The organism is Kocuria rosea subsp. polaris, from assembly GCF_001483755.1.
GTDB lineage: Bacteria > Actinomycetota > Actinomycetes > Actinomycetales > Micrococcaceae > Kocuria > Kocuria cellulosilytica.
Map to the genome: position 1 here is coordinate 26,715 of NZ_LQBK01000022.1, position 12,890 is coordinate 39,604.

Consider the following 12,890-nt stretch of genomic DNA (forward strand, 5'->3'; position numbering starts at 1 on the left):
GGCCCGGCCGCTCAAGGAGGACATCGTGTCCGAGCTCATCACTCCCGACCTGGTCTCGCTCGACCAGGACCTGGGAGCAGACAAGGAAACCGTCATCGGCCGGCTCGCCGACCTGGTGCAGCGCACCGGTCGCGCCGAGCAGCTGGACGGGCTGCTGGCGGACGCCATCGCCCGCGAGAACAAGACCGCCACCGGCATCCCCGGCGGCATCGCGATCCCGCACTGCCGCTCCACCGCCGTGCTCGAGCCGACCCTGGTCATGGCCAGGCTGGCGCAGGGCGTCCCCTGGGGCGCCAAGGACGGCCCCGCCGACATCGTCTTCTTCATCGCGGCGCCGGAGGGGGCCGACCAGACGCACCTGAAGCTGCTGGCCAAGCTCGCCCGCTCGCTCATGAAGAAGGACTTCGTGGCGGCCCTGCGCTCCGCGCGCTCCGAGCAGGAGATCGTCCGGATCGTCGACGACGCCCTGGGCCTCGGCGGGACGGCCGACACCGCACCCGCTGAGGGGGCCTCCGCGGCCGGCGCCACGTCCGCCACCGCGGTGCCCGCGTCCGTGGACGCCCGGTCCGAGGACGACGGTGCCGCACCGGCGCCCGCCGCGGCGCAGACCGGGGGCGACGCCGAGGGCGCCGGCCCGCACGCCGGCAAGAAGATCGTGGCCGTCACCGCCTGCCCCACCGGCATCGCCCACACCTACATGGCCGCGGACGGACTGACTTACGCCGCCGAGGAGATGGGGGTCGACCTGCAGGTCGAGACCCAGGGCTCCGCCGGCTTCACCAAGCTCGACCCCGCCACGATCGCCGCGGCGGACGCGGTGATCTTCGCGACCGACGTCGACGTCCGGGACCGCTCCCGGTTCGCCGGCAAGCCCTACGTCGCCTCGCCGGTCAAGCGCGGCATCGACGAGCCGAAGGTCATGATCGAGGAGGCTCTGGCCAACGCCGACAACCCGAACGCCAAGCGCGTGCAGGGAGCCGCCGGCGCCGCTGACGAGTCCGACTCCTCCGGCGGGCGCGAGGGGTGGGGGACCCGGATCCGCAAGGCCGTGATGACGGGCGTCAGCTACATGATCCCCTTCGTGGCCGCGGGCGGCCTGCTCATCGCCCTGGGCTTCATGATCGCCGGCGCGGACATCGCCAACGTCGCCGACGACATCCTGGGGACCTCCACCCTGTGGGCCCTCGGGGACGCCTCCGTCGCCCAGTACATCGGGGCCGTGCTGTTCAAGATGGGCGCCCTGGCCATCGGGCTGCTCGTTCCGGCGCTCGCCGGCTACATCGCCTACGGCCTGGCCGACCGGCCCGGCATCGCGCCCGGCTTCGCCGCCGGCCTGGTCGCCAACTTCATGGGCGCCGGCTTCCTCGGCGGCATCGTGGGCGGCCTGCTGGCCGGTCTCGCCGCCTACTGGCTGGCCCAGCCGCGGCTCCCGCGCTGGCTCGGCTCCCTGATGCCGGTGGTCATCATCCCGCTGCTGGCCACGCTGTTCTCCTCGGGCCTGCTGCTGCTCGTCCTGGGCGGGCCGATCGCCACCTTCATGGCGTGGCTCACCGAGTGGCTCAACGGCATGACCGGCGCCAGCGCGCTGGCGCTCGGCGCGATCCTCGGCCTGATGATGGGCGCGGACCTCGGCGGGCCGATCAACAAGGTCGCCTACACGTTCGCCGCCGCCGGCCTGGGCGCCGCTACGGCCGTGAACACCGCCCCGCAGGAGATCATGGCCGCCGTCATCGCCGCCGGCATGGTCCCGCCGCTGGGCCTGGCCCTCGCCTCGCTCGTGGGCAAGCGCTACTTCACCGTGGCCGAGCAGGAGAACGGCAAGGCGGCGTGGCTGCTGGGCGCCTCCTTCATCTCGGAGGGCGCGATCCCGTTCGCGGCCGCGGACCCGCTGCGCGTGCTGCCCTCCACCATGGTGGGCGGCGCCGTGGCCGGCGCGATCTCCCTCAGTGCAGGGGCGCTCTCCCCGGCACCGCACGGCGGCGTGTGGATCCTGCCGCTGATCGGCAACCCGCTGATGTTCCTGCTCGCGGTGGTTGTCGGTACCTTGGTCACAGCAGCCGTCGTCGTCGCCCTCAAGCACGTGGGTGGAGCGCACGGGCGGGTGGCCGACGCCACCCGTTCGCGCGAGGACGCCGCCGCTGTGCCGACCACCGCCTGAGCGACGTGCACGGGCCCCAGTGGGGGCCCGTGCACGGTCAGCTCTTTTTCTCGAGGAAGAGGAACACCATGCAGACACTGACAGGCGTGGGAGTGTGCGCGGGCCGCGTCATCGGCGAGCTCGTGAGCATGCCGGACCCCGTCTCCGAGCCGGCCGCGGGACTGGCCCTGCGGGACGAGGAGCCCGAGGCGGCGGTGGCCCGGCTGCAGGCGGCCGCGGCCGCCGTCAAGGCGGATCTCAAGGGGCGCGCCGAGGTCGCCGTCGAGAAGGACGCCGCGGACGTGCTCAAGTCCACGGCCCTCATGGCGGGGGACAAGGCGCTCCTGAAGAACGCCGCGAAGCTCATCACCGGGAAGGGGCTCGCCCCCGAGCGCGCCCTGTGGGAGGCCGCGAGCGACTACGCGGAGCAGATGCGCGCCCTGGGCGGCTACATGGCGGAGCGCGCCGCCGACATCGAGGACGTCCGGGCGCGGCTCGTGTCCCAGCTGCAGGGCCTGCCCATGCCGGGCGTGCCGCAGCGGGACGTCCCGTTCGTGCTGACCGCCGAGGACCTGGCGCCCGCGGACACGGCGACCCTGGACCCCGAGATGGTCCTGGCGCTGGTCACCTCCGGCGGCGGGCCGCAGTCCCACACGGCCATCCTGGCCCGCAACCTGGGCCTGCCCGCGATCGTGGCGGCACGGGGTGTCGAGGCGCTCGCGGACGGCACGCGCGTGTTCGTGGACGGGGCCACCGGCGAGCTCCGCACGGAGCCGGGCGAGGAGGAGCAGGAGCTCGTGGAGGCGTGGGTGCGCAGCGCCGCGGCGCGCACCGCCTTCGACGGCCGGGGCGTGCTCTCGGACGGCACCGAGGTGCCGCTGCTCGCCAACGTGGGCACCCCCGAGGACGCCCGCACGGCGGCCGCGGCCGGCGCCCAGGGCGTGGGACTGCTGCGCACCGAGTTCTGCTTCCTGGGCCGGGACAAGGAGCCGTCCGTCGAGGAGCAGGTGGAGCAGTACACCGCGATCCTCGAGTCCTTCTCCGGGAAGAAGGTCGTGGTCCGCACCCTCGACGCCGGGGCGGACAAGCCCCTGCCCTTCCTCACCGACACCGCCGAGCCCAATCCGGCGCTCGGCGTGCGCGGCTTCCGCACCGACCGGTCGGTGCCGGGCGTGCTGGCCCGCCAGCTCGAGGCGATCGCGCTCGCCGAGCAGGCCACGGAGGCCGACGTGTGGGTCATGGCACCGATGATCGCCACGACCTCCGAGGCCCGGGACTTCGCCGCCATGACGGCCGACGCCGGGCTGCGCGTTCCCGGGGTCATGGTGGAGACGCCGTCCGCGGCCGTCACCGCCGACCAGATCCTGCGCCACGTCGACTTCGTCTCGCTGGGCACGAACGACCTGACCCAGTACACGATGGCCGCTGACCGGATGATGGGCTCGCTCGCCGAGCTCAACAACCCGTGGCAGCCCGCCGTGCTGCGCATGATCCGCTACACCGTGGAGGGCGCCCGCCGGGCCGAGTCCGAGGGCGCCGGACCGCGCAACGTGGGGGTCTGCGGCGAGGCCGCGGCGGATCCCGCGCTCGCCGTCGTGCTCGTGGGCCTCGGGGTGCACACCCTGTCCATGAGCCCCCGGGGACTGGCCCCGGTGGCGGCCGTGCTGCGCAGCGTGGACCTCGCCACCGCCCGGGCCCTGGCCGAGCTCGCGATCGAGCAGCCCAGCGCGGAGGACGCCTCCGCTGCCGTGCGCGCCGAGCTCGACGTGCTCGCCGAGCTCGGTCTCTGACCCGCGGCCCGGGCCGCAACGCACCACCCCAACCCCCGGGGTCCGACAGCCCGGACCCCGCAACCCGAAGGAGAACCACCATGGCAGAACGCACCGCCACCATCGCCTCGTCCGTGGGCCTGCACGCCCGCCCCGCCGCGATCTTCGCCGAGGCGGCAGGGGAGTACGACATCGAGATCACCATTGCCGCCGAGGGCGAGCCCGAGGACGAGGCCATGGACGCCTCGAGCGTCCTGTCGCTGATGTCCCTCGGCGCCGGCCAGGGGGACAAGGTCGTCCTCCGCGCCGAGGGCGAGGGCGCCGACGACGCGCTCGACAACCTCGTGCGGATCCTCGAGACGGACCACGACGCCGAGTAGGACCTCCCCGCACCGGCCCCACGGCGCCCGCCCACCGCACGGTGGGCGGGCGCCGTGCTGTGCTTGCTGTCCCGTGCTGTGCCGTCCCGTCCCGTGCTGCCCTGCGCCGTGCCCTGCTGCGCCGTGGCCTCCTGTGCGGTTGCTCTCCTGTGCTGTGCCGAGGCCGGACCCGGTCCGTGGCCGCGCACGCGTTTCACGGTCTCCCACGTGCGGCGACTACCGTGGAAGGGATGCCCGCCCACCTCGATGGAGGACCGATGACCGCCGACCGACCACCGCTCGACCACCGCCGCCGGGAGTCGGAGAGCGCCGAGCCGGCGCAGCGACGGGCGCTCATCGTGGGCACGGGCAGGGACCGGGGAGCCCTCGCGGCGGCGCGCGCCCTCGAGCGGGCGGGCTGGCACGTGGGCGTCGGCACTCCGGACGGGCCCGGCATGCTCGGCGCCACGCGGGCGGCCGCGGTCCGCCACGAGGTGCCGCGCCCGCGCGGCGACGGGGCAGGCTTCATCGACGGCGTCCGCCGCGCCGTGGCGGAGGGAGCGTACGACCTCGTCTTCGGCGCCGGCGACGACTGGATGGCCGCGGTCTCCGCGTACCGTCAGCACATCCCGGCGGCCGTGGCGCACCCGGGCCCCGACGTGGTCGCGGCGGCCCTCGACAAGGTCGGCCTGGCGGACCGGGCGGCCCGGGCGGGGCTGAGCGCTCCCCGGACGCTGACGGCCACGGACGAGGCGCTCGCCGCCTGGGACGGCCCGGTCGTCGTCAAGTGCCGGGCGCACTGGGCGCCGGGGCAGACCCGGCCCCACCGCATCGAGGCCAAGCTCTTCCCGGACGCCCCCGCGGCGGCGGGACAGGTCCGGCGCATCCGGGAGGCCGGGGCCGAGCCGGTGCTCCAGGCACCGGTGCGCGGCACCCTCGGAGCCCTGATCGGAGTCCACCACGACGGACGCCTGCACGGCCGGGTGCAGCAGGTCACCTCCCGGCTGTGGCCCACCCCCAACGGCGTCTCGGCCCGCGCCCGGACGGTGCCCGTCGACGAGGAGCTCGCCGCGCGCGCCGAGGTGCTGCTGCGCGAGCTGGGCTGGTGGGGCCTCGTGGAGCTGCAGTTCCTCACCGGGGACGACGGCGTCCCGCAGCTCATCGACCTCAACGGCCGCTTCTTCGGCTCGATGGCACTGGCCGAGGCCGCCCGCCCCGGGCTGGCCGACGCGTGGGGCAGGCTGGTCCTCGGCAGGCCCGTGCCGGAGCTGCCGGACGCCCGGACCGGCGTCCGCTACGCCTGGCTCGCCGGGGACCTGCGCCGGGCGTCCGTGGAGCGCCGCGGCGGTCTGGCCGCGGACGTCGCCGACACCCTCCGCTGGGGCCGTGGCGCCCAGCACAGCGTGTGGGACCTGCGCGACCCCGGCCCCACGTGGCACCTGGCCACCTGGCGGCTCGGGAGCGGCATCCGCTCCCGGTCGGGCGGCCGGTCGGCTCGTCAGCGCCGCCGGCGCACCGTCCGCAGCGTCTCGCCGACGAGGCGGCGCTCGGGAGCCCGCAGCACGACGAGCCCGAGCAGGTAGGTCCCGCCCACGACGGCGGCGCAGAGCGCCGCGAGCACCAGCGACGGCAGCGCGGGCAGCGCCTCGCGCGCGCCCAGGCCCGCGGCGACCGCGACGGCCGCCAGCACCAGGGCCCGGAGCACGAGGGCGGTCGCCCCCCGGGTGTCCAGCCCGGCGTGGCGGCGGTGCAGCAGCCACGCGTTGAGCAGCGCCGCGACCACCAGGGACGCGCTCGTGGCCGCCGCGATGCCGGCGAGGCCCAGCACGGGGGCCAGGACGAGGTCGCCCACCACGTTGACGACCATGGCCAGCACTGCCACGACCACCGGCCCGCGGGAGTCACCGAGGGCGTAGGACGCCCGGACCACCACCTGGCGGACGCTGAGGGCGAGCAGGGCCGGCGCGTACCAGGCGACCGCGGTGGCCGTCGCCGCGACGTCCCCGGCGTCGAACGCGCCGTGCCCGAAGGCCGTGGCGACCAGGGGCCCGGCCGCGACCACGAACACCGCGCACACCGGGGTGAGCACCGTGACGACCACGGACAGCCCGCGGTTCACGAGCCGGCGCAGCTCGGGGCGGTCGTCCGCGGCGGCGCCCAGCGCCGGGTACAGGGGGACGAGCAGGGCCGCGATGACGACGGTCTCCGGAAGGTCGACCAGGCGCCAGCCGTAGGTCAGGGCCGTGATCGTGCCGTCGCCGAGCGTGGAGCCCACCGCCCGGTCGACGAGGGTGTTGATGTTGACTACGGCGTTGCCCACCAGCATGGGCGGCACCAGCCGGGCGATCTCCCGGAAGCCCGGGTCCCGCAGCTCCCACCGGGGCCGGAGCCGGGTGCCGAGCGACCGCACCGGGGGCACCTGCATCAGCAGCCGCGCCGCGGAGCCCACCACGTAGCCCACGGCGAGCGCCGAGATCCCGTACCGGGGCCCGAGCAGGCCCGCCGCGGCGATCATGACCAGGTTGAACGGGACGCCCTGCAGGGAGGACCACGCGAAGCGGCCGTGCGCCTGCACGAGCGAGGCCAGCAGGTCGGTACCGGCCACGAGCACCGTGGCGACGAGGACGATGCGGGTGAGCGAGGCGGCCGTGGCGGTCTGGGCGTCGTCGAACCCGGGAGCGAGCAGGGTCGTCACCGGTTCCGCGAGCAGGCCCGTCACCACGGCGGCCAGGCCGAGGACGACGACGGTGACGGTGAGGGAGACCTCGAAGCCGCGGTGGCCGCGGCAGCCCGTGCCGTCCGCGCGCTCCCGGGCGGCCTCCCGGGACGTCACCGGAGTCACGGAGCGGGCCATCGCCCAGGCGAGCAGGCCGAGGACCACGTTCAGCACGCCCTGGGCCACGAGCCACGCGTCGAGGTCAGCGCCCGCGCCGAAGACGGCGCCGACGACGACGTCCCGGAGGAAGCCGAGAACGGTGGAGACGGCGGTCAGTCCGGTCACGAGCACCGCGGCGCGCGCGATGCTCCAGCGCCCGCCCGGTCCACCCACGGCTTCGGCCACCTCCCTGCTCGGGACCGCTCCGGGGATCGGTGCGGGCTGCATCTGGTGCGAGCCGCGGACCTGCCGGTGCGAACCGCCTGAACAGAATACACAGCACGGTCCCCGGGGCCGTCCGGGTCCGTCCGGGATCCGGGGCGGGGGAGCGGTCCGCGGGGCGCGGACGGACGTCCGGCACGGCTCAGAAGCCGCTCAGGCCTGCGCGGTTAGACTGACCGGGGCCGGCCCCCGCCGGTGCACCGGTCCGCCGGCCGTCCCCGGCCGGCCGGCCCCGACGACCCCGACGATTGAGAGAGCCTTGCGAGAGTTCACCGCACGCTTCGCCACCGCCCAGGAGATCGCCGACTGGGACGCCCACGTCACGGCGAACCCCCACGGCGGCAACATGCTGCAGTCCGCGTCCTTCGCGGACGTCAAGGCGGACCACGGCTGGCGGCCCCTGCACCTCGTGCACGAGCCCGCCGACGGCGGGCAGGCCTCCTACAACCTGGTCCTCGAGAAGCCGGTGCCTGCCCTGGGCAGGCTGTGGTACATGATCAAGGGCCCCGACGTCGCCTCCGTCGACGACATCCCCGGGATCGCGGCGGCCAGTGCCCGGTTCGTGGCCGAGCAGCGGCTGAACGTGTTCGCGATCAAGATCGAGCCGGACGTGCTGGACTCCGACTACGCGCGGGGCGTGCTCGCGCGGGCCGGGCTGAAGAAGTCCTTCAACATCCAGCCCAACGACTCCACCGCGATCCTCGACACCGACCGCGACGAGGAGGCCGTGCTGAAGTCCTTGCACTCCCGTGGGCGCAACGCCGTCCGGCGGGCGCTGCGCGAGGGCTGCACGGTCGAACGCGTCGAGCTCACCGAGCAGAACATGCGCCGGATGTACGCGCTCATGGACACCGTGGGACAGGGCGACGCGAACGTGAACCTGCGCTCCTACGAGTACTACGCGAAGTTCTGGACGACGTTCGAGCAGGCCGGCCAGGGCCGGCTGTACTTCACCTACGAGGACGGTGAGCCGTCCGTGGGCGCCTACGTCATCGCCTACGGGAACAAGGGCACCTACAAGGACGGCGGGTCGAAGCCCCGGCGCCGCCAGTACGGTGACTCCCACCTGCTGCAGTGGACCGCGATCACGGACCTCATGCGGGAGCACGGGATCGTCGAGTACGACTTCTGCGGCACCCCGCCGAGCGACCAGCTCAAGAACAAGGAGCACCCCTACTACGGGCTGGGCCTGTTCAAGACGAGCTTCACCAAGACCGTCGTCGACTTCGTGGGCGTCCACGACCAGGTGCTGAGCCCGGCCAAGTACGCGGTCTGGACCAACGTGGCCGAGAAGGTCCAGCGCCAGCTGTGGGTCCGCCGCACGGGCCAGCCCTTCTACTGATCCGGCCCCGACCGTCCGGCGGCCCCCGCCCCCGCGCCACGGAAGGAGGAACACCGCGTGGTGACCGACCAGCGCGCCCCCCTGCGCCCGTTCGCCGCCTACCCCTCGTCGGACGGGGGTGAGGAGCCCGACGCCCACGTCGTCGAGCCGTTCGGGCCCGGCGGGGACACGACGCTCACGGGCGCCGCCCGCCCGGTCGCCCGGCACGGTGCGGGGCTGCCGGCGGTGCGCCCGACCGAGGCCCAGGCCCTGCACGCCCGGCGCCGCGCGGGGACCGCAGCGGCCGACGTGGTGCCCGACGCCCCGCAGGCGCTGCCCGTGCTGAGCGTGGACCTGATCCGCCGGCACGGTGGCGCCCCCGAGCCGGAGCAGCGCCAGGAGCCGCTCACGGCCGCCGAGACCGTGCCCCTCGCGACGGCGGCCCGCCGGCGCCGCCGCACCGACACCGTTCCCGTCTCCCGCCCGGAGACGACGACGATGGGTCCCCTCCCGGCGCCCGGCAAGAGCTCCGATCGGATGCAGCGGGGCGCCTACCCCTCCACCCGGGCGCAGGGGGCCCGGCCCGGCGGGCGCTCGCGGCTGCGGTCCATGCTCCAGGGGGAGGCGGCCCCGACCGCCCCCATGCGCGTGGTGGAGCGGCTCAACGCCTCGCCCTTCGCCAACCTGCGCCGGTTCGGGGAGTCCACCAGCCGGCAGGCCCGGCGCACCCTGAACTTCGCCCTGCGGCTCGCGGAGACGATGTTCCACTACGGCGCCGACGCCCTCGACGTCGAGAACGCCATCATCGCGGTCTGCGCGACCTACGGGGTCGAGAACGTCGAGGTGGACATCACCAACCAGGCCGTGACGATCAACTACATCGCCGACGACCAGCCGGACGGCGGGGACACCCGAACCCGCGAGGACGTCTTCAACGACCCGGACACCAACAGCCACACGGTCATGCGGGTCGTGCGCTCCTGGACGGACAACTACGCGGGGCTGGCCGAGACGCACCAGCTCGTCGCGGACATCACGGGCGGGGAGATGCCCCGCAGTGAGGCGGAGCGGCGGCTCGAGGCGATCAACGCCAAGCCCAAGCCCTATCCGCGGTGGATGGTGCGGGCGGCCACGACCGCCGCGGCGATGACCATCACCGCCGGCATCGGCGGCGGTGTCCTGGGCGCCCTCGTCGCCGGCCTGTCCTCGATCCTCAACCAGCTCGTGGCGCACCGACTGGGCGCCTGGCGGATCCCCGAGTTCTTCACCATGGCCGCCCAGTCCGGGATCCTCACCACGATGGCCCTGCTGCTGTCCTGGGGCGGCCTCGACCTGTCCCCGACACGCGTCATCGCGGGCGGGATCATCCTGCTCCTGCCCACCACGCGCATGGTCTCCACCATGCAGGACGCGATCAACGGCTTCCCCGTCACGGCGGCCGGGCGCCTGCTGTCCACGTCGATGGCGTTCCTCGGCATCGTCGCCGGGATCGCGGGGGGCATCTCCATCGCCGGGTACGCCGGCATGCCCCGGGTCGACGTCTCGCAGAGCGCCTTCGACCCGGTGAGCCCGCTGACCAACGCCGTGTTCATGCTGATCGCCACCGGGCTCATCGCGGTCACGATGCAGGCCAAGCCCCGGCACGTGCTCTCCACCGTGGTGGCCGCCCTCGGCGGCCTCGTGGTGTACCACACGGGCATGGCCGCCGGTGTGGGAGCCCGCCTGGACACGGCGCTCGCGGCGATCACGAGCGGGTGCGTGGCGACCGTGCTCGCGGCCCGGCACCGGATTCCCCAACTGGTCCTGGCCATCCCCGCGATGACGTTCCTGCTGCCCGGGCTGTCCATCTTCCGGGGCATGTACACCATCACGGTGGAGACGGACACCTACGGCCCCGGGATCGTGGGCCTCGTCAACGCCATGGCCTCGATCGTGGCCCTGGCCTCCGGGGTGGTGCTCGGCAAATACCTCATGCGCCCCTTCGTGGGACACCTCAACGGCACCAGCTCCCGGCGCAACCGGCGCCGCTGACCCGCCGATCCGGGTCACTCGGTGCTGGCACCCGCATCGGAGCGGCAGCGAACCGGGGACGGTTCAGAACGGCGGTGGGTCGTCGTGGGGCCGGGGGCCGCAGGAGGACACCGGGCCTCGGAACGTCCACGGGGCCTCGGCCGACGGCGGCCGGGCTGTCGGTGGTCCGGACAGCGGTGGCGGTCCGGCCGATGGTGGTCCGGACAGCGGCGGTCCGGCCGTTGGTGGTCCGGACAGCGACGGTGGCTCGGACCGCGGTGACCCGCGCGGCGGCCGTGGATCGATGCGCAGGTCGTCGAGGATCCGCAGCGGTGTGAGCACGGGGTGGTGATGCTCCTGGGGATAGGTCACATGGACACGACCTGCCGGCGAAGTCCATTCCAGGACGCCCTCCGGGGTCCGCGGGTGGCGGTGCCGGACCTGCCAGCGCCCGAGCGGGCCGTGCCGGTGCTTGAGGACGTGGTGGTGGCGGCACAGGTGAGCGAGATTGTCAGCGGCGGTCCGCCCGCCGTCGACCCAGGCCACGGTGTGGTCGAGGTCGCAGCGCTCCGCCCGGCGCCGGCATCCGGGGAACCGGCAGGTGCCGTCCCGCGCTCGCAGCCGGCGCTTGAGGTCGGCCGGCACAGCGTAGGTGGTGCGGTCGTGGTCCAGGACCGTGCCGGTGACCGGATGGGTCAGCACTCTCGACCAGGACCCCGCGCCGGCGGCGATCCGCTCGGCCACGCTCACCGGGATCGGCCCGTAGCCGGCCAGTTCCGCGCAGTCGGTGGCCCCCGGCGGGTCCCCGGCGCAGGGGCCTCCGCCGGTGTCGAACGATCCGCTCGAGTGCCCGTCGCGGGGGTGTCCGGCGGTGGTCGGTGACCAGCCGGGGTGTTCGTTGCGGGGATCTCCACCTGTGTCAGCTGACCCGTCGGAACGGCCGTCGCGGGCGTGTCCGCCAGTGATCGGTGATCCGCCGGGGTGCCCGTTGCGGGGGCCCCGGCCGGTGCCCGGCGACCCGCTGGGATGCCCGTCGTCGGGCGTCTGCGCGCTGCGCTCCAGCAGGGCGAGCACCGGCACGGTGACCGTGACCTGTCCGCGGATCCCACGCAGGTGCTCGGGCATCCAGGTGGGCTCCCCGTCCAGCAGCAGCGAGGCGAGCACGTCCGCGCGCAGCTGCCCCGCCGTGCGCCGGCCGCCCTCCCCATGGCCCGGGTCGAGGTCCTTCCCGCCGCACGGGCCGTCACCGGCAGCCCCCGGCCCGTCCGGTGGTGGGCTGTGCGGGTCCACCCGAGCGGCGATGGAGACGAGACGGTGCTGGACGGCATGGGCGGTGGCCGCATCCAGGAGTGCGCACAGCCGCGCCATGCCGTCCTCCTCGGGCTCCACCCACACCCGGCGTCCACGGTGGGCCGCACGGTGGCGGGCCTCCTCGGAGCCGGCGAGCAGCCGAGCCCGCCGCCGCCGGGCCAGCGCCCGCAGCTGCGCCGCGGTGACCGCCGGCGCCTTCTCCAGCAGCTCGTCCGCGACGCGGGCCACGGCCTCGCCGGCGGCCCGCTGCTCGGGCACCCGGCCGGCACCGTCCACGACATCGCGCCACAGGTCCACGATCACCTCGGCCTGCCGCAGGGCGATGGTCCCGGCCTCGAGGGCCTGCAGGACCCGTGGCAGGGACTCCGCCAGCAGGATCGCGTTCTCCACCCGTCGCACCGCCGTGCCCGCCGGCAGCCGCAGAGCGGGGCCGATCTCGTCGGCCACGTCCAGCACCGTGCGCTTCTCCGGTTCCGGGAGGTCCTGACCGCGACCACGGGCGCGCTGATGGCACCGGCGCGCCCGGTCCGTCTGCTGCTGCTCGTGGGCCTGCTCCTGCAGCTGCCACATCCGGTGGATCGTCCGGAGCTGCCGGCCTGCGGCCCGGGCCTCCGCCCGGGCGTCACCGACCAGCTCGGCCACGGCGCCCGCGTACGCCCGTTCGATCCCGGCCGCGGTCCTGTCCTCCCGGAGGGTGCCCTCCCGGTTCCACAGCCGTCCGGCGGTGATGGTCATGATCCATGGTCTCCACCACCTCCGACACCACAAGGGCGGCTCCGGGCGGCTTCGACCGTGCATCCGGCGGCACCCGTCGCACCTGGGGCGTCAACGTCCGGGGGCACCACGACGACGACGGTCCAGGCGGGCCCGCACCTGATGGCCTCAG

General features: G+C 74.6%; 8 protein-coding genes. 6 read left to right on the forward strand and 2 right to left on the reverse strand.

Translation table 11 applies throughout. From position 1 onward, the window contains the following. The first annotated feature begins 25 nt into the window (after nt 1–25). The 4 genes from AVL61_RS10450 to AVL61_RS10465 all read left to right on the forward strand — a co-directional run bounded on the left by AVL61_RS10450 (nt 26) and on the right by AVL61_RS10465 (nt 5,848). Nucleotides 26–2,158, forward strand: a complete 2,133-nt coding sequence (locus AVL61_RS10450; protein WP_058874274.1) for a PTS fructose transporter subunit IIABC — start codon at nt 26–28, stop codon at nt 2,156–2,158. 68 nt (nt 2,159–2,226) lie between these two features. Further along, entirely contained in the window at nt 2,227–3,927 is a 1,701-nt protein-coding gene (gene ptsP, locus AVL61_RS10455; RefSeq protein WP_058874275.1) for a phosphoenolpyruvate--protein phosphotransferase, read from the forward strand. A gap of 80 nt (nt 3,928–4,007) precedes the next feature. Beyond that, complete coding sequence (locus AVL61_RS10460) at nt 4,008–4,286, forward strand: HPr family phosphocarrier protein (protein WP_058874276.1); 279 nt, start codon at nt 4,008–4,010, stop codon at nt 4,284–4,286. 257 nt (nt 4,287–4,543) lie between these two features. After that, a complete protein-coding gene (locus AVL61_RS10465) occupies nt 4,544–5,848 on the forward strand; it encodes an ATP-grasp domain-containing protein (protein WP_231738378.1) in 1,305 nt (434 codons plus the stop codon). Here AVL61_RS10465 and murJ read toward each other — a convergent pair. Further along, nucleotides 5,764–7,326 carry a murein biosynthesis integral membrane protein MurJ gene (murJ, locus tag AVL61_RS10470; RefSeq protein ID WP_231738379.1) on the reverse strand — a complete coding sequence of 521 codons (1,563 nt, stop codon included), beginning with the start codon at nt 7,324–7,326 and terminating at the stop codon, nt 5,764–5,766. The genes AVL61_RS10465 and murJ overlap by 85 nt on opposite strands. 295 nt (nt 7,327–7,621) lie before the next feature. Between murJ and AVL61_RS10475 the strand changes: the two genes are divergently transcribed. Continuing rightward, nucleotides 7,622–8,704 carry a lipid II:glycine glycyltransferase FemX gene (locus AVL61_RS10475; RefSeq protein WP_058874278.1) on the forward strand — a complete coding sequence of 361 codons (1,083 nt, stop codon included), beginning with the start codon at nt 7,622–7,624 and terminating at the stop codon, nt 8,702–8,704. A 57-nt stretch (nt 8,705–8,761) separates the two neighbouring features. Further along, the gene (locus AVL61_RS10480) at nt 8,762–10,714 is read left to right on the forward strand and encodes a threonine/serine exporter family protein (protein ID WP_058874279.1); all 1,953 of its coding nucleotides are present in this window, start codon (nt 8,762–8,764) and stop codon (nt 10,712–10,714) included. A gap of 63 nt (nt 10,715–10,777) precedes the next feature. Here the strand turns inward: AVL61_RS10480 and AVL61_RS10485 are convergent, their stop codons facing one another. Further along, nucleotides 10,778–12,739 carry an HNH endonuclease signature motif containing protein gene (locus AVL61_RS10485; RefSeq protein ID WP_058874280.1) on the reverse strand — a complete coding sequence of 654 codons (1,962 nt, stop codon included), beginning with the start codon at nt 12,737–12,739 and terminating at the stop codon, nt 10,778–10,780. Nucleotides 12,740–12,890: the final 151 nt, after the last annotated feature.

Bases quoted from the DNA above. Each gene is read 5' to 3' on its own strand.
- ptsP (WP_058874275.1), top strand. From the start codon at position 2,227: ATGCAGACACTGACAGGCGTGGGAGTGTGCGCGGGCCGCGTCATCGGC.
- AVL61_RS10460 (WP_058874276.1), top strand. From the start codon at position 4,008: ATGGCAGAACGCACCGCCACCATCGCCTCGTCCGTGGGCCTGCACGCC.
- AVL61_RS10465 (WP_231738378.1), top strand. From the start codon at position 4,544: ATGACCGCCGACCGACCACCGCTCGACCACCGCCGCCGGGAGTCGGAG.
- AVL61_RS10485 (WP_058874280.1), bottom strand. From the start codon at position 12,739: ATGACCATCACCGCCGGACGGCTGTGGAACCGGGAGGGCACCCTCCGG.